Here is a 16115-nt window from a genome sequence, read left to right on the forward strand (position 1 = left end):
GCAGCCGTCCACCGTACGCGAAGGGGGCCCGAAGAGGCTACGGCCTGCCCGGGCCCCCTGCACACGTCAGCCCGCGGCGTGGTCCTGCGTACGCCGCGGGAGGTGCTCAGGAAGCTGCGCGATGGCCTACGCGTTCACCTCCACCAGCCGCTTCCCGTCGAAGGTCATGACCTCGAAGTGGTCGATCTGGTTCGGCGTGAAGGCAGCGCCGCCGTGCACGTAGAGCGGGTACTTCGCCGCTTCGGTCTTGGCGTTCGGGATGCCGTAGCCCCAGTCCGGGACGGACCAGGAGGTGACCGTCTCGCGCTCGCCGTTCTTGCCGACGGCGATCAAGGAGCACTTGAGCGGGCCCTTGACGTTCTTCAACTGGAGAACGGCGTGGGTGCCCCAGGCCCTGGGCTCCACCGCGACCACGGCGTTGACCTTGGTGCTCGGGTCGGTCCCGGAGTGCTTGTCCTTCATGATCTGGAAGGCCTGCTGGGCGGGGCCCATGGCCATCGGGTCCTGCGCCGTACCGCTGTCACCGCCGCCGTTCACCGCCATGACGGTGAGCGGGCCGCCGATGATCAGCGCGGCCGCGGCCGCCACCAGGTAGAAGCCGCGCCGGCGTTTCTGGGCGCGCCGCTCGGACACCTCGTCGATCAGTCGCTCGGCCAGCCGTGGGCTGGGCTTCGCGGACAGGGATTCGCCGAGGGCCGGGGAGCCCTGACTGCCGGGCAGGTCCGCGAGTGCGGCCAGCATCGGCTCCATGCCCGCGAGGTCGTCCAGCTGCTGGGCGCACCAGTCGCAGGTGGCGAGGTGGGCCTCGAAGGCCGTCGCCTCGGCGTCGTCCAGGATTCCGAGGGCGTAGGCGCCGACGGTCTCGTGGACGTCGCCCTGTCCCTGGGGACTCTGTGGACCTCTTACGGCTCCCGGGCCGCCGGTTCCGAATCCCCCGTACACATTGCTCATGCCGTCACCCCCCGCTCCTCCAGCGCCAGCTTCATGGACCGCAGGGCATAGAAAACCCTGGAGCGCACCGTCCCACTGGGGATGCCGAGCGTTTCGGCCGCCTCATTGACCGTACGCCCTTTGAAGTACGTTTCGACCAAGACCTCCCTGTGAGCAGGGGTCAGGTCGTCCAGCGCGTCCGACAGTGTCATCAGCCACAACGCCTTGTCGATCTCGTCCTCCGCGGGGATGACCTCCAGCGGCGACGGGTCCACCTCCTGCGGCCGGGCCTGCCGGCTGCGGTGGCCGTCGATGACGATGCGCCGGGCGACCGTCACCAGCCAGGGGCGTACCGAACCGGTCGCTCGATTGAGCTGGCCGGCGTTCTTCCAGGCACGGATGAGCGTTTCCTGCACGACGTCCTCGGCGCGCTGCCGGTCGCCCGCGACCAGGCGCAGCACATAGGCGAGCAGGGGTCCCGCGTGTTCTCTGTACAGGGCGCGCATCAGCTCCTCGTCCGGTTCCCCCGACGAGGACGACGAGGACGAGGTCATGCGATGGCGGGCCCTTGGCCTTCGTTCGTCAGCCACGGCGGAATCCTTGCGCACGCCTACCTCCGGTGTCCGGGGGTTCCCCCAGTCGGTCGCTCACATCCGGGTACGCAGACAAGGGCCGCCGTGTTCAAAGTGAGACCACAAATTTCTTGGGGAAGGTGTGGAACGCCATGCTCCTGGGCACCCATTCCTCCCCCAACGGGACATACGGCATCAGCAGCCGAGAGACGCAGGTCACAGCAGTCGGAGGCTTCACTCGCCGGCAGGGCTGGATCATCCTGTGAAAATTTGGCTTGACTTTGATGGAGGGTCTGTCGAGATCCGTCACCAGCAGTTCAGTTTCAGCCACCGTCTGCCATGACTCGGCCGTTTTCCCGCGCGTTCCAGAATGCCTTCCCTTTTACGCCCGGGGATCTACTTTCAGCGACGGCTCGACCCCTTTCCGTCACCTGATGATTTTCTCTTCGCCGCCGGTCCTCTTTTTCGTGGCCTTTTCTCTTCTCCGCCGCGCCACCGGCCGATGCCCCGGCGCGGATCCGCCGCATCCGGCGTCCACCACCACACCTCAAGCCCGGCCGCAGCCGGGTCGCCCGGCGGGGTCACGCGCGGGCGAGTGCGGCGCGGCGACGGTGGCGGGCCACCCTTTCCCGGTTGCCGCACACCTCGCTCGAGCACCAGCGGCGACGGCGCCCCCGGGACGTGTCCAGATAGACGATGGGGCAGTTGTCGCCCGCGCACTGCCGCAGACTCGCCCGCGCCTCCGGGTCGGTCAGCAGCTCGACGGCCTCACGAGCCACCGCGGCCAGCAGTTCCTCGCACCCCGGGAGTGTCCACAGCCGCCGTACCAGCACGCCCTCCTCGGTGCGGATCGCGCAGGGCGCGGGCACCGTCCCCTGCGCCACCGTGTTGACCCATGCCAGCGCCCCGTCGGCCGGATGCCCGTCCAGTTCGCCGCGCACCAACCGCCCTATGTACCCGCGCAGTTCACGGAAGGCCGCCAGCCACCGCGCGTCCACCCCGGTCAGCGGCGTGCCCACCGGCACCAACCCGGCCCCGTCGATCCATGCCCGCAGCCGCTCCACCGAGTCGAGCCGCTCCTCGGGATGCGTCGTCGCCAGCAGGTCCAGGCAGATCCGACCGGAGTCGAAACGCAGCTCGGACGAGGCCGTGGCCGTGTCGGATGCCATGTGCCTGTCACCGCCTTGGAGTTGCCGCCGCGAGCGGCGGCCGGTGTGGTCCGCCGAAGAGACGTGTCCGCGCGAGGATGCCCGGGTACCGGGAGTTCGTACCCCCGTTCGTACCCACTACAGTGCACGTCCGCACCTGCCCCGGGAAGGCCCCGTACGCCCCTGCCTCCACCGCGGACACCGGTTTGTGCGGCCGCGCGGTCGTCTCCGTGTACCGGACTCGTCAGGACGGCTCAGACATCGGCGTACTTGGACTCCGCCACCGGGTCGAGCGCCAGCCGGTAGCCGCGCTTGACCACCGTCTGGATGAGCTTGGGCGCCCCCAGAGCCGTACGCAGCCGGGCCATCGCCGTCTCCACGGCGTGCTCGTCGCGCCCGGCGCCCGGCAGCGCCCGCAGCAGCTCCGCCCGGGCGACCACCCAGCCCGGACGCCGGCTCAGGGCGCGCAACAGGGACATGCCGGCAGGCGGCACGGGCCGCAGCGCCCCGTCCACCAGCACGGCATGCCCTCGGATCTCCACACGGTGGCCGGCGACGGGCAACGTCCGTGCCCGGGCAGGCAGTTCCTGACACAGCAGCTGGACCAGCGGGCCCAGCCGGAAGCGTTCGGGCTGGACCGTGTCCACGCCGCGGGCCTGGAGCGGCAGCGCGGTGACGGGTCCGACGCAGGCGGGCAGCACGTCGTGGTGGAGGGCGGCGAGCAGGTCGGAGCCCAGTCCGCGCTCCTCTGCACGGGAGAGCAAAGACGCGGCGGCCGGCGCACTGGTGAAGGTGAGCGCGTCCAGGCCACGGGTGACGGCCGCGTCCAGAAGCCGGTCGACGGGCCCGATGTCCTCCGGCGGCATCCACCGGTACACGGGGACCCCGACGACCTCGGCGCCGCCCTCACGCAGTGCCTCGACGAAGCCGGGCAGCGGCTCGCCGTGCAACTGGACGGCGATACGGCGGCCCGCCACGCCCTCGGTCAGGAGCCGGTCCAGGACCTCGGCCATGGACTCCGAGCCCGGTGACCAGTCCTCGGTCAGCCCGGCCGCCCTTATGGCGCCCTTGACCTTGGGCCCGCGTGCCAGCAGTTCCACCCCGCGGAGCCGGTCCAGCAGGGCCTCGCCGAGCCCCCAGCCGTCGGCGGCCTCGATCCAGCCGCGGAAGCCGATCGCGGTGGTGGCGACCACGACGTCCGGCGCCAGGTCGATCAACTCCACTGTCGCGGCCAGCAGTTCACCGTCGTCGGCCAGCGGCACGATGCGCAGGGCGGAGGCATGCACCACGGCCGCGCCGCGCCGCTGGAGCAGGGCGCCCAGTTCGTCCGCCCGGCGCGCGGCCGTCACGCCCACGGTGAACCCCGCGAGCGGGCCGTGCTCAGGTCGCTGCTGGTTGTCGTCCATGGCCCTCGTCCCGCACTTCGGCCGGCATTCCGGTCCTACGCCTCGTCCTCGGATTCCGACGAGCCTGTCAACGACGCATGACGGGCCCGGTTCCGCTTCGTGTCACCGGTGTTACCGATCCGGTCCGGCCCCGGAGGCGCCGCACGGATCTCCGGCTTTCCGGCCGGGGAACCGGGGGCGCCCTCCGGAAGGACTCCGCGTCACACCTCGGCGTAGCCGAGGTGCGGCTTCGCCGCCGCGGCAGCGGCCTTCGGCTGCGCCTGCGCGGCCGGGCGGCGAAGGTATACGGCCCAGGTGACCGCGAAGGCGACGCCGTAGAAGGCGAGGAAGGCGACGAACGCGCCCGTGCCGGAGCCGTAGGAGAGGAAGGACTGCCGGAAGGCGAGGTTGATACCGACGCCGCCGAGGGCGCCCACGGCCCCGATGAGTCCCATCGAGCCGCCGGAGAGCCGGCGCCCGTAGGAGACGGCCTCGTCCCCGGACAGCCCCTTGGCGACGGCCTTGGCCTGGAAGATCCCCGGAATCATCTTGTACGTCGACCCGTTGCCGAGCCCGCTGAGTGCGAACAGCACCACGAAGACGGCGACGAACAGCGGCAGCGACTTCTGCACACTGGCCACGACCAGGACCGCGGTCGCGCCGGCCATGGCGACGAAGTTCCACAGGGTGATCCTCGCGCCGCCGTAACGGTCGGCCAGCCATCCGCCGACGGGACGGATGAGGGAGCCGAGGAGCGGGCCGACGAAGGTGAGGTACGCCGCCTGGAGCGGGGTCTGCCCGAACTGGTTCTGCAGCACCTGCCCGAAGGCGAAGCTGTAGCCGATGAAGGAGCCGAAGGTGCCGATGTAGAGGAAGGACATGATCCAGGTGTGGACGTCCCTGGCGGCGTCCTTCGCGGCCCCGGTGTCGTTCCTGACGGATGCGATGTTGTCCATGAAGAGGGCGGCGAGTACGGCGGCGACGACGATGAGCGGGATGTAGAGGGCGAGCAGCACGCGCGGCCCGCCGTTCGCCCCGATGACGGCGAGGGCCACGAGCTGGATGACGGGCACGCCGATGTTGCCGCCGCCGGCGTTGAGTCCGAGGGCCCAGCCCTTCTTCCGCAGCGGGAAGAAGGCGTTGATGTTGGTCATGGAGGAGGCGAAGTTGCCGCCGCCGATACCGGCGAGCAGTCCGATCCACAGAAAGGTGGCGAAGGACGTGCCGGGCTCCATGACGACGAAGGCGGCGACCGTCGGTACGAGCAGCAAGCAGGCGGAGACGATCGTCCAGTTCCGCCCGCCGAAGACGGCGACGGCGAAGGTGTAGGGCACGCGGACGACCGCCCCGACGAGTGTGACCACCGAGGTGAGCAGGAACTTGTCGGCGGGGGTGAGCCCGTACTCGGGACCCATGAACAGGACGAGTACGGACCACAGGGTCCAGACGGAGAACCCGATGTGCTCGGAGAGGACGGAGAAGGCGAGGTTGCGCCGGGCCACCCGCTGCCCGGTCGTACGCCAGAAGGTCTCGTCCTCCGGATCCCAGTGCTCGATCCAGCGGCCTCCCCTGCGTGGTGCGGGGGCTGTGCTCGGGGCTGTCATGGCGCCTCCACGGTTCTCCGGTGCCCGGGTGTCGTGAGTCCCGAAGGTAGAAAGGACGCGTTTCCGCACTGTGCCCGCGGGTGACCGCGAGGGAACGTTGCTCTCACGGGGTGGGGAGGGGTGCGGTGAGGGGACGGGCGTGGTGACGAGGTCGACGCGGTCGGGGGGCGGGCGCGGCGGGGGCCGGCGCGGTGACGAGGCCGGCGCGGTGGGGGCCCCGGGCGCGGTGAGGGGCGGCCCCGTCGCACGGGTGTGCCCACCCGCGGGACGCCACGCCCGCTCGCGTCGGCGCCGAGAAGGCGCCCGCGGCGAACTGCCAGGCGTCAGGAAGCGGGCCGGCCCATGATGTCGGCGTCGGCGGCCGGGAGCCACGCCCCCGGGGGCCGGTGCAGCCACCCCTCGGCCGCACCGGTCTCGGCCGCCGCCCGTCGCAGCGCCTCGATCCCCGGATGGGTCGCGCCCTTGCGCCACACCAACGACACGGCGGACAGCGGCACCGGGTCGACCAGCGGTCGCAGCACCGTGCGCGGCATGGGCGGGAAGTCCGTCACCGCCAGGATCGGGTTCCCTCTCTTCGCCATGATCCGCTGGAACTCCACCGTCCCGACGGCGAGCGGAGCGGGCGGTGCGATGCCGATGCCCCGGTTCTCGAACAGGCGGCGCGCGAGGTCGGTCCACTCCGGTGTGCGAGGGTTCCCGGCGCCCGCGTACACCGTCTCACCGGCCAGCGCGAACAGCGGCACCTCGGCCAGGGGTACCAGGCGGTGGCCCTCGGGCAGGATGATCGCCATCCGCTCGTACCGCACGGGCTGCTGTTCGAGCCGGGTCCGGACCGCCGGATCCAGCCCGGCGAACCGCCCGAACGACGCGTCGAGCCGCCCGGCGAGGATCTCCGTGGCGGCCCCGGTCAGACCGCTCTCGTAACGCGTCATCAGTTCGGCGTCGGGGACCAGTTCACGGGCGCGGTCGAGGACGCGGCTGCCGATCAGGCCCGGGCTGTTGACGTCCACCAGCAGCGGCCGGTCGGGCTCGCCGTCCCGCCCGAACGCGGCGAGCAGCGCGCTCTGCGCCTCCAGCACCCGGCGCGCGTACGGCAGGAGGCGCGCGCCGTCCGGGGTCAGGGACACCTGCCGGGTGTTGCGGAGGAACAGCTCGGCGCCCAGTTCCCGTTCCAGCCGACGTATGTCACGGCTGAGCGCCTGCTGGGCGACGTAGAGCCGGGTCGCGGCACGAGTGAAGTGCAGTTCCTCGGCGACGGCGAGGAAGGCACGGAGCAGGCGCGGGTCGACGGTGGCGGCGGGCATCCGCAGAACTTACAACCCAGGTGCGTCAATCACCACCGAGTAAGTGTTGGACCGCAGGTCAGGGGGCGGGCGACGGTTGCACCATGCCGCAACCGCCCGCCCTCGCCCTCCGGCCCCGCAACCCCTATCTGCGCCTCTTCACCGTGCCCGGCACCCGCGCCTTCACGGCCGGGAACCTCATCGCCCGCCTTCCCATCGGCATGTTCAGCGTGAGTGCGGTCATCATGATCGCGGGCGCCCGGGGCTCGTACGCCCTCGCCGGTGCCGTCACCGCCACCGGGCTCGTGGCGACGGCCGTGGCCGGCCCCTGGGTCGCGCGGCTCGTCGACCGCCACGGCCAGGCGCGGATCGCCGTTCCGGCCGCGGCGTTCGCCCTCCTCGGCGGTCTGGCCCTGCTGCTCTGCGTGCACTACGACGCCCCCGACTGGACCCTGTTCGCCGCCTACGCCGCCACCGCCACGACCCCCAACATCGGCGGCCTGTCCCGCGCCCGCTGGGCCCATCTCCTCCGCGACGACCCGGACGCCCTGCACACCGCGAACTCCTTCGAACAGGCGGTGGACGAGCTGTGCTTCATGCTCGGCCCGGTGCTGGCCGCCTTCCTCTGCACCCGGCTCTTCCCGGAGGCCGGAACCCTGATCGGCGGGATCCTGCTGCTCACGGGCATGCTGGTGTTCGCGGCCCAGCGCGCCACGGAACCGCCGCCGAGCCGGGGCGCCCGTACGGCCGCCCCGTTCCGCGCGCCCGGCATGCCCCCGCTGCTGCTGGGCCTGCTCGCCACGGGGGCGGTGTTCGGCTCGATGGAGGTGGTGACCATCGCGTTCGCCGACGCCCACGGCCACAAGGCGGTCGCCGGCCCGGTCCTCGCACTGCAGGCCGCCGGATCGTGCGCGGCCGGTCTGCTCTACGGCACGCTGCGGCCGGCGGGCCCTCCCGAGCGCCGCTACCTGTGGTGCCTGACGGTGATGGCCGCCCTCATGTCACTGCCCCTGCTCGCGGCCCGCACCACCGGCTCGCTCGCCGCCCTCGCCCCCGCTCTGCTCCTGGCGGGCATGGCCACCGCGCCCACGATGGTCACCGCGATGACCCTGGTTCAGCGCCGCACACCGAAGGGCCGCCTGAACGAGGGCATGACCCTCGCGGTGACGGCCCTGCTGGGCGGCGTGGCCTGCGGCTCCGCCACGGGCGGCTGGGCGGCGGAGCACCTGCAGCCGACAACAGGTTTCACCGTGCCGGCCACCGCGGCGGTACTCGCACTGCTGATCGCGGTGGGGCACAGGCGCGTTGTACGGATATCCGCCGATGCACAGGTCTCCCGATGGACACCCTCGAAGGCGGACAGCCGATGAGGCGCAGCCTGCGCTGAGCAGGGCTCGGGAGTACGCTCGCGTCGCCCCGCGAATGTGGCGTCACTGGGCTGCCCGTTGTGGTTCCATGGCGGGAAGGCCCCCGCCCGGACCGGTAATCCAAGCGGGGACCCGTCACCGGTAGGCGGTTATCGACCGGGAGTCCTCAACCTTGATGAGGACTGCCGGTAACCGCCCGTTGAGCCACCTCCAGAACTCCCGGATCACCGCGATGATCCGCTTGCACAGAGACTTCTTCGGCTCCTGCTTCCGGTGCGCCCCATCGGCGCCCTGATGTTGCGGGTGAGGAGGCCAGGTTCCCCGCGGCTCCCGGGATCCTCCGGTTCGTACAACGGATATGCCTCACCCCGAGCCTGCACGAGCACGTAGCGCGGTTCCTCGAAGGTCATCCGGGATTGGCTCCGATCACGTATCCGTTGAGGGCTTCGATCCGCCGACCGAGGCGGCCTCCTCGACAGCCTTCACCAGGCCGTTCGCGAGGTCGAAGGCGTTCTCGCGATAGAAGCCGGGCTCGGTGTGAGAGGCCTCCTCCGATGATCTCCTGGCTGGTCTCGGTGGCCGCTGCGTCGCAGCAGCTTGGCCGAATTCCGTCCGACAGGCTCCTGGCATGACAAAGGCCCCGCCGCTCGTAAGCGACGAGGCCTTGCCCACATGGGGTAAGTGGAGATGGCGGGAATCGAACCCGCGTCCAACGGTGCGGAATCAGGGCTTCTCCGTGTGCAGTCCGCTGCGCTTTTCTCAGCCCCGGAGATCACGCGAACAAGTCTCCGACGGGCTCAGTCACTGTTTGGTTTCCCTCTTCACCCCGTGACCGGGATCAAGGTTTAGTCCCCTAGCTGATGCCAGGATCCGGGTCGGGAACAGCCCCGGGCTGACACTTCGCAAGTCGCTACTTAGGCAGCGAGGGCGAAGGAATCGCGCTTGGTGTTGGCGATTATTTTTTTCGGCCTGTGGTTTACGAGATCATGGCCGCTTCCTCGACACGCTTCCCCTGCTTCGACAGCCGCTGTCGAAACCGATCATCCCCATGTTGATTTTTCAATCGGCGCCCCTCGCGAGGAGGGACTGGCACCGGCGTGCGGTGCAGACGCCATCGTACGGGATCAACGCATCTTCATGCCAGCGTATTCCCGGTGGCCACCCGGTCGTGGGACCAGGTTCAACCGTCCGGCGTGCCCGGTCGTTCCCGGCTCAGGCCCGCTGCCGGCGCCGTGCCGCAGACATCGCCCGGTCCGCCTCGCGGCGATCCTGCTTCTCACGGAGCGTCTGCCGCTTGTCGTACTCCTTCTTACCCCTGGCCAGCGCGATCTCGACCTTGGCGCGGCCGTCCTTGAAGTACAGGGCGAGGGGCACGATCGTGTGACCCGTCTCCTGCGACTTGGACTCCAGCTTGTCGATCTCGGTGCGGTGCAGCAGCAGCTTCCGCTTGCGGCGGGCGCTGTGGTTGGTCCACGTGCCCTGGCTGTACTCCGGGACGTGGACGTTGTGCAGCCACGCTTCGTGACCGTCCAGCTGCACGAAGCCGTCGACGAGCGAGGCCCGGCCCTGGCGCAGCGACTTCACCTCGGTCCCCATCAGCACGAGACCGGCCTCGTACGTGTCGAGGATGTGGTAGTCGTGCCGCGCCTTCTTGTTCTGCGCGATCAGCTTGCGCCCTTTTTCCTTAGCCATAGTGCCGCCATTTTCGCACTGCGGAGGGGTGACGAGGAAAGCCGATTACGGCGGGTGTCGATTACGGGGGGGCGACGCGCTTCGCTACGAGGCGTCGCCGAGGCCGCTGAGCACCGTCTCGGCCCGCTCCAGCACCCGCTCGTCGACCTCCAGGTCGGGGGTGATGCCCCGGCCGTCGACGCTGCGGCCCGCGGGGGTGCGGTAGTGCCCGACGGTCAGTTCCGCGACGGAGCCGTCGGGGAGGCGGCTCGGCATCTGGACCGAGCCCTTGCCGAAGGTGCGGGTGCCGACGACCACGGCCCGGCCGCGGTCCTGGAGAGCACCGGTGAGCAGTTCGGCCGCACTCATGGTGCCGCCGTCGACGAGTGCGACCAGGGGTCTGGTGGTGTCACCGCCGGGATCGGCGTGCAGGGCGCGCTCGTCGCCCTTGACGTCGTACGTGGCCACGAGCCCGCCGTCGAGGAAGGCCGACGCGGCGGTGACGGCCTCGGTGACCAGTCCGCCGGAGTTGCCCCGCAGGTCGAGGACGATCCCCGCACCCTTGGGGGCGGCCGCCACGGCTTCGCGCACGAGGTCGCCGGAGCCCTTGGTGAAGGCGGCGACCCTGATCATGGTGACGTCGCCCCTGAGCCGGCGCACGGTCACCGAGTCGGTGGACAGCCGGGCCCGGCGCAGTACCTCGTTCCACCGGTGCGTGCCGCGCTGCAGACCGAGGCGGACCGGGGTGCCGGCGGGGGCGTCGTCGGCGTCACCGCGCAGAAAGGACACGACCTCGGTGACGGGCCTGCCGTCGACGTTCTCGCCGTCGACGCTGCGCAGCCGGTCGCCCGTGCGGATCCCGGCGGCGTCCGCGGGCGAGCCGGGCTGCACCCGCGTCACCTCGATCCGGCCGTCACGCTCGCGGCGGGCGGAGAGCCCGACGCCGGTGTACTGGCCGTCGAGGGCTTCCTCGAACTCCTGGTACTCGCCCCGGGAGTAGACGGCGCTCCAGCGGTCGCCGCTGCGGCTGACGGCGCGTTCGGCCGCCTCCATGGGGGACTTGCCGTCGGCCATGGCCCGCGCGGCCGCCTCGGCGACGTCGTCGTCCTGGCCGACCTTGGCGACCGGGGTGGTGGAGGGCGATTTCCCGGCGGATTCGTCGAACGAGCCGGTCGCGGCGCCCGCGACGAGGACGCTCGCGAAGACCAACGTCAGGGCCGCCCCGTGGCGGATGCGACGGGGCTGACAAAGCAAGTCATGGCCTGACATGCGGGTGAGTCTAGGACAACGCATGGGGGCGTACGGGCGGTTGCCCGCACGCCCCCATTGGCGTGCATCACACCTTCAGGTACTTGCGCAACGCGAAGAAAGCGGCAAGCGCGGGCATCAGCAGGCTCGTGGCGAGTATCAGTGGCAGCTTCGTCAACACGGCGTCCCAGCCGATGAAGTTGATCAGATTGAGCTTGTGGGACAGGTCCAGGCCGTGGTCGATGATGAAGTACCGGGCGACCACCAGGAATCCGCACGCGACGGTGCCGCCGATGAGTCCGGCGACCGCGGCCTCCATGATGAACGGCGCCTGGATGTAGAAACCGGAGGCGCCGACGAGACGCATGATGCCGGTCTCACGACGACGGCTGAACGCGGAGACGCGCACGGTGTTGACGATCAGCATCAGCGCGACGACGAGCATCATCGCCATGACCGCGCGGGCGGCCCAGTTCATGCCGTTGAGCAACCCGAAGAGGTTGTCGAGGATGCCCTTCTGGTCCTGCACCGACTGCACGCCGTCGCGGCCGTTGAAGGCACTCGCGATGACCTGGTACTGCTCCGGGTTCTTCAGCTTGATGCGGTACGACTCCTGCATCTGGTCCGGAGTGAGCGAACTGGCCAGCGGAGAGTCGCCGAACTGCTCCTTGTAGTGCTTGTAGGCCTCGTCCTGCGACTCGTAGGTGACCTTCTGGACGACGGTCGCCATCTTGTCCAGGTCGCCGAGGATCTGCTTCTTCTGCTCCTCGGTGACCGCGCCCTTGGAGCAGTTGGGGTCGGACTCCGCGTCGCTCTTGTTGCACAGGAAGACCGAGACGTTGACCTTGTCGTACCAGTAGCCCTTCATCTGGTTCACCTGGTCGCTCATGAGGAGCGAACCGCCGAACAGGGCAAGCGAGAGGGCGACCGAGACGATCACCGCGAAGGTCATCGTCAGATTGCGGCGGAGACCGACACCGATCTCCGACAGAACGAACTGGGCGCGCATGGCGTCTGCTCAAGCCTTTCCGTGGATCTCAGTGCTGGTAGCCGTAGACGCCGCGTGCCTGGTCGCGGACGAGGCGGCCCTTCTCCAGCTCGATGACGCGCTTGCGCATCTGGTCCACGATGTTCTGGTCGTGGGTCGCCATCACCACGGTCGTGCCCGTCCGGTTGATCCGGTCGAGCAGTTTCATGATGCCGACGGAGGTCTGCGGGTCGAGGTTTCCGGTGGGCTCGTCGGCGATCAGCAGCTTGGGCCGGTTGACGAAGGCCCGCGCGATGGCGACGCGCTGCTGCTCACCACCGGACAGCTCGCCCGGCATACGGTCCTCCTTGCCGCCGAGCCCGACGAGGTCGAGCACCTGGGGCACGGACTTGCGGATCTCGCCACGCGACTTGCCGATGACCTCCTGGGCGAAGGCCACGTTCTCGGCGACCGTCTTGTTCGGCAGAAGACGGAAGTCCTGGAACACGGTCCCCAGCTGGCGGCGCATCTGCGGCACCTTCCAGTTGGAGAGACGTGCGAGGTCCTTGCCCAGGACGTGCACCTGCCCGGTGCTGCACCGCTCCTCGCGGAGGATCAGCCGCAGGAAGGTGGACTTTCCGGAGCCGGAGGACCCCACGAGGAACACGAACTCGCCCTTCTCGACCTCCAGGGATACATCCCGGAGGGCCGGACGGTTCTGCTTGGGGTAGACCTTGGAGACATTGTCGAATCGGATCACGGATGCACCACGGGCCGTTGGGGTTGGTGACCGTGACCATACGCGAAGCAGGTGTACCGGCGCAGTCGCCGGTCTGAGTTGTGCGAGAGTTATGCGTTTTGTCCATCCCCGGCCGCAGCACGAACCATGACATCCTGCACTTCGGCCGAGGGACGCGATCGGCCGCAGGCGGGTCCCGCGGCTCCGGAACCAGCCGCCTCGACCGCCCGGGGAGCGCTTCCAGGCCCCATTCCCTCAAGGCCCCGCGCCGAAATCGACGGAACCTGGCACAGTGGAGTGGGGAACGGTTGCGTTCCCGGAAACGTTGTGTACGTGTAAGCGGCACAAGGAGGGCGAGGCGCATGACGTACGACCGATTGGTGTGCGCGAACTGCGCGGCGCCCGTCAGTGAGGGACGCTGCCCCGTCTGCCGCGCGAGCCGAGAGCGCCTGCAGCAGGAAAACCCTTGGTCAGGGCTGAATCCAACGGCGCTGATCGTGCTCTTGGCCGTGCTGATCGCAGCAGTGGCGCTGCTGGCGCACCAGACGGCGTAGGACAGCCGCACACACGGCGGCACAGGGACATACGAAGGGGCCCGGAGCGGATGACGCTCCGGGCCCCTTCGTATGCGCTTCTCAGGCCTGCGGACGGCCGCGTGGGCCCGTCGGCCTCGGCCGGGCGGCTTGAGCCCTTGGTCAGACAGCAGCCCCGTTGCGGCCGCTGACGAAGCGCGGCAGCACCCGGAAGCCGATGCCACCGGCGATCATCGTGGCGGCGCCGACCAGCAGGAACGCGGTCTGACCGGCACCCGTCTCGGCCAGCTGCTTGCCGCCGCCCTGGGCGGAGGTGTCGGAGCTGCTGTTGTCCGCACCGGTGTCGGTCAGGCCCGAGGAACCCTTGCCCTGCTGGACCGGGTTGTTGCCGCCGTCGGGGTTGGTGTTGTCGCCGCCACCGTTGCCGCCGCCGTTCCCGTTGCCGCCGCCGTTGCCCTCGGTCGGGTCGTCGGTCGGCTCGGTCGGTTCACCGGTGGGCTGGGTCGGGTCGTCGGTCGGCTCACCCGTGGCGGTCGGCGGCTCGGACGTCGGCGGCGCCGGAGGCGTCGACACGGGGGCCGAGGGGATGCCGGTCTGCGAGGGATCGCCGGTCGGCTCGCCGGTCTCCTCGCCGAGGCCGGCGGCGACGTGGACCCTCAGGCCGTCGTCGTCCGCGCTCGCGCCGATGTTGAGGTCGAGCGCCGAAGCGGCACCCGCGGCGGTCAGCGAAGCGCCGGCGGCGATCACCGTACCGGCGGCTATCCGCGCCACACGGATCCGCGTCTTCATGGTCATCTGCCTACTACCCCCAGTAGCTGATCGTCAGTGGGGCAGCGCCCGGGGCCACGGCGTCGGGGGCGACTGTACTGGAGCCCCCCGGTTCACATGCACCCCAGAGATACGCATGCCGCGCTTCACCCTTCCGAGTTTTCACAGCAACGTCAAGGTCGTTGCGTACGCGATGTCCAGTAAGTGATCGTTTGCGGGAGACGTCGCAGCGTGAGTGTGATGTAAAACCCAGACATCCGGCCACAGAAAAGGCAACTGCCCCCGCATGGGGGGCAGTTGCCTTGTCGACAAAACGTCGTTGTCAGGTGGCGATTTCGCCGTTCACCGCCGGACTTAATTCTCCTGCTGCTTGCGCCAGCGAATTCCGGCCTCGATGAACCCGTCGATCTCACCATTGAACACGGACTCGGGGTTGCCGACTTCGTATTCGGTCCGCAGGTCCTTGACCATCTGGTACGGGTGCAGGACGTACGAACGCATCTGGTTGCCCCAGGAGTTGCCACCGTCGCCCTTGAGGGCGTCCATCTTGGCCTGCTCCTCCTGCCGGCGCCGCTCGAGGAGCTTGGCCTGCAGGACGTTCATCGCGCTGGCCCTGTTCTGGATCTGGGACCGCTCGTTCTGGCAGGTGACGACGATGCCGGTGGGGAGGTGCGTGATCCGCACGGCGGAGTCGGTCGTGTTGACGCCCTGGCCGCCGGGACCGGAGGACCGGAACACATCGACGCGGAGGTCGGAGTCGTCGATCTCGACGTGGTCGGACTGCTCGACGACGGGAAGGATCTCGACGCCCGCGAAGGAGGTCTGGCGCCGCCCCTGGTTGTCGTAGGGGGAGATACGGACGAGGCGGTGCGTGCCCTGCTCGACGGAGAGGGTGCCGTAGGCGTACGGCGCCTGGACGGCGAAGGTCGTGGACTTGATCCCGGCCTCTTCCGCGTACGACGTGTCGTAGACCTCGGTCTTGTAACCGTGCTGCTCGGCCCATCGCAGGTACATGCGCTGGAGCTTCTCCGCGAAGTCGGCGGCGTCGACGCCACCGGCCTCGGCGCGGATGTTGACGAGCGCCTCACGGGCGTCGTACTCGCCGGACAGCAGCGTCCGGACCTCCATCTCGTCCAGCGCCTTCTTGACCTCGGAGAGCTCGGACTCGGCCTCGGCGCGGGTGTCCGGGTCGTCCTCGGCCTCGGCGAGCTCGAAGAGCACCCCGAGGTCGTCGATCCGGCCACGCAGGGCCTCGGCCTTCCTCACCTCGGCCTGGAGGTGGGAGAGCTTGCTGGTGATCTTCTGCGCCTCGTCCGGGTTGTCCCAGAGGGACGGCACGGCCGCCTGCTCCTCGAGCACGGCGATGTCTGCCCTCATCTTCTCGAGGTCCAGAACGGCCTCGATCGACTCCATGGTCGAGGAGAGGGACTTGAGCTCTTCGGATACATCGACGACTGCCACGCATCCAGCGTAACGGCTCCGCCGCGAAGCCCATGCCGGGTGACTGCCGCTTCCCGGGACACCCGGGGGCCACGCGAGCCCCTGAGGCCGCCGCCCCGCCGCCCCTTCCGGCCTGGGCGGCCGCGTCCTCGGGCGCCGGACAGGCCTCGCCTTCGGGCGGCGGGCAGCCTCGTTTTCGACCGCCGGGAGCCGGACGGCCGGGGTGCGCGTGACACCGGGCCTGAGGGGTTGGGGCCGCTGGGGCCCGGGGCGGAAGGGCCTCGCTGTCGGACGGCCGGAGTGCGCCTGGGCACTGGGACGCCGGGCCACCGGGCGGAGAGGACCAACGGGACGCCATGCGCCTCGGCGGCGGGCAGCCTCGTTTTCGACCGCCGGGAGCCGGACGGCCGGGGTGCGCGTGACACCGGGCCTGAGGGGTTGGGGCCGCTGGGGCCCGGGG

14 protein-coding genes and 1 other RNA gene are annotated in these 16115 nt (G+C 69.9%); 2 read left to right on the forward strand and 13 right to left on the reverse strand.

Annotated features, from left to right (window positions below):
• Positions 1-126: 126 nt before the first annotated feature.
• The 6 genes from ABZ904_RS07835 to ABZ904_RS07860 form a co-directional block, all read right to left on the reverse strand.
• Complete coding sequence (locus ABZ904_RS07835; RefSeq protein ID WP_360991393.1) at positions 127-951, reverse strand: zf-HC2 domain-containing protein; 825 nt, start codon at positions 949-951, stop codon at positions 127-129.
• Positions 948-1484: a sigma-70 family RNA polymerase sigma factor gene (locus tag ABZ904_RS07840; RefSeq protein ID WP_359397056.1), complete on the reverse strand. Its 537-nt coding sequence runs from the start codon at positions 1482-1484 to the stop codon at positions 948-950. Before ABZ904_RS07840 ends, ABZ904_RS07835 begins: the two co-directional genes overlap by 4 nt.
• 599 nt (positions 1485-2083) lie before the next feature.
• Positions 2084-2671: an ABATE domain-containing protein gene (locus ABZ904_RS07845; RefSeq protein WP_360991390.1), complete on the reverse strand. Its 588-nt coding sequence runs from the start codon at positions 2669-2671 to the stop codon at positions 2084-2086.
• A 233-nt stretch (positions 2672-2904) separates the two neighbouring features.
• Entirely contained in the window at positions 2905-4056 is a 1152-nt protein-coding gene (locus ABZ904_RS07850; RefSeq protein WP_360991387.1) for a uroporphyrinogen-III synthase, read from the reverse strand.
• Positions 4057-4256: 200 nt separating this feature from the next.
• Complete coding sequence (locus tag ABZ904_RS07855; protein ID WP_361821801.1) at positions 4257-5639, reverse strand: nitrate/nitrite transporter; 1383 nt, start codon at positions 5637-5639, stop codon at positions 4257-4259.
• Between the two features lie 323 nt (positions 5640-5962).
• Positions 5963-6943, reverse strand: a complete 981-nt coding sequence (locus ABZ904_RS07860; RefSeq protein ID WP_360991380.1) for a LysR family transcriptional regulator — start codon at positions 6941-6943, stop codon at positions 5963-5965.
• 83 nt (positions 6944-7026) lie between these two features.
• Between ABZ904_RS07860 and ABZ904_RS07865 the strand changes: the two genes are divergently transcribed.
• Positions 7027-8292: an MFS transporter gene (locus ABZ904_RS07865; RefSeq protein ID WP_359396966.1), complete on the forward strand. Its 1266-nt coding sequence runs from the start codon at positions 7027-7029 to the stop codon at positions 8290-8292.
• Between the two features lie 676 nt (positions 8293-8968).
• Here the strand turns inward: ABZ904_RS07865 and ssrA are convergent.
• The 5 genes from ssrA to ftsE form a co-directional block, all read right to left on the reverse strand.
• Positions 8969-9337, reverse strand: a transfer-messenger RNA (tmRNA) gene (gene ssrA, locus ABZ904_RS07870).
• 164 nt (positions 9338-9501) lie between these two features.
• Positions 9502-9981: an SsrA-binding protein SmpB gene (gene smpB, locus ABZ904_RS07875; RefSeq protein ID WP_360991373.1), complete on the reverse strand. Its 480-nt coding sequence runs from the start codon at positions 9979-9981 to the stop codon at positions 9502-9504.
• 84 nt (positions 9982-10065) lie between these two features.
• Positions 10066-11229 (reverse strand): S41 family peptidase, encoded by a 1164-nt coding sequence (locus ABZ904_RS07880; RefSeq protein ID WP_359396971.1) that lies wholly within the window; start codon positions 11227-11229, stop codon positions 10066-10068.
• 67 nt (positions 11230-11296) lie between these two features.
• Positions 11297-12217 carry a permease-like cell division protein FtsX gene (gene ftsX, locus ABZ904_RS07885; RefSeq protein ID WP_359396973.1) on the reverse strand — a complete coding sequence of 307 codons (921 nt, stop codon included), beginning with the start codon at positions 12215-12217 and terminating at the stop codon, positions 11297-11299.
• A 28-nt stretch (positions 12218-12245) separates the two neighbouring features.
• Positions 12246-12935, reverse strand: a complete 690-nt coding sequence (ftsE, locus tag ABZ904_RS07890; RefSeq protein ID WP_359396975.1) for a cell division ATP-binding protein FtsE — start codon at positions 12933-12935, stop codon at positions 12246-12248.
• Positions 12936-13276: 341 nt separating this feature from the next.
• Between ftsE and ABZ904_RS07895 the strand changes: the two genes are divergently transcribed.
• Positions 13277-13468: a hypothetical protein gene (locus tag ABZ904_RS07895; RefSeq protein WP_055495124.1), complete on the forward strand. Its 192-nt coding sequence runs from the start codon at positions 13277-13279 to the stop codon at positions 13466-13468.
• Positions 13469-13609: 141 nt separating this feature from the next.
• Here ABZ904_RS07895 and ABZ904_RS07900 read toward each other — a convergent pair whose 3' ends face one another.
• Both ABZ904_RS07900 and prfB read right to left on the reverse strand, forming a co-directional pair.
• Positions 13610-14242, reverse strand: a complete 633-nt coding sequence (locus ABZ904_RS07900) for a hypothetical protein (RefSeq protein ID WP_361821807.1) — start codon at positions 14240-14242, stop codon at positions 13610-13612.
• Positions 14243-14569: 327 nt separating this feature from the next.
• Positions 14570-15676, reverse strand: coding sequence for a peptide chain release factor 2 (gene prfB / locus ABZ904_RS07905; protein ID WP_359396981.1), 1107 nt, complete (start codon positions 15674-15676; stop codon positions 14570-14572).
• Between the last annotated feature and the right edge of the window lie 439 nt (positions 15677-16115).

Origin of the sequence: Streptomyces sp. NPDC046900 (assembly GCF_040644975.1) — a bacterium.
In the GTDB taxonomy this organism is placed as follows: Bacteria; Actinomycetota; Actinomycetes; order Streptomycetales; family Streptomycetaceae; genus Streptomyces.

Coding starts and splice junctions, on each gene's coding strand:
- smpB (WP_360991373.1), bottom strand. CDS start 9,981: ATGGCTAAGGAAAAAGGGCGCAAGCTGATCGCGCAGAACAAGAAGGCG.
- ABZ904_RS07835 (WP_360991393.1), bottom strand. CDS start 951: ATGAGCAATGTGTACGGGGGATTCGGAACCGGCGGCCCGGGAGCCGTA.
- ABZ904_RS07900 (WP_361821807.1), bottom strand. CDS start 14,242: ATGACCATGAAGACGCGGATCCGTGTGGCGCGGATAGCCGCCGGTACG.
- ABZ904_RS07855 (WP_361821801.1), bottom strand. CDS start 5,639: ATGACAGCCCCGAGCACAGCCCCCGCACCACGCAGGGGAGGCCGCTGG.
- ABZ904_RS07880 (WP_359396971.1), bottom strand. CDS start 11,229: ATGTCAGGCCATGACTTGCTTTGTCAGCCCCGTCGCATCCGCCACGGG.
- ABZ904_RS07845 (WP_360991390.1), bottom strand. CDS start 2,671: ATGGCATCCGACACGGCCACGGCCTCGTCCGAGCTGCGTTTCGACTCC.
- ftsX (WP_359396973.1), bottom strand. CDS start 12,217: ATGCGCGCCCAGTTCGTTCTGTCGGAGATCGGTGTCGGTCTCCGCCGC.
- ABZ904_RS07840 (WP_359397056.1), bottom strand. CDS start 1,484: ATGACCTCGTCCTCGTCGTCCTCGTCGGGGGAACCGGACGAGGAGCTG.
- ABZ904_RS07865 (WP_359396966.1), top strand. CDS start 7,027: ATGCCGCAACCGCCCGCCCTCGCCCTCCGGCCCCGCAACCCCTATCTG.
- ABZ904_RS07850 (WP_360991387.1), bottom strand. CDS start 4,056: ATGGACGACAACCAGCAGCGACCTGAGCACGGCCCGCTCGCGGGGTTC.
- ABZ904_RS07860 (WP_360991380.1), bottom strand. CDS start 6,943: ATGCCCGCCGCCACCGTCGACCCGCGCCTGCTCCGTGCCTTCCTCGCC.
- ABZ904_RS07895 (WP_055495124.1), top strand. CDS start 13,277: ATGACGTACGACCGATTGGTGTGCGCGAACTGCGCGGCGCCCGTCAGT.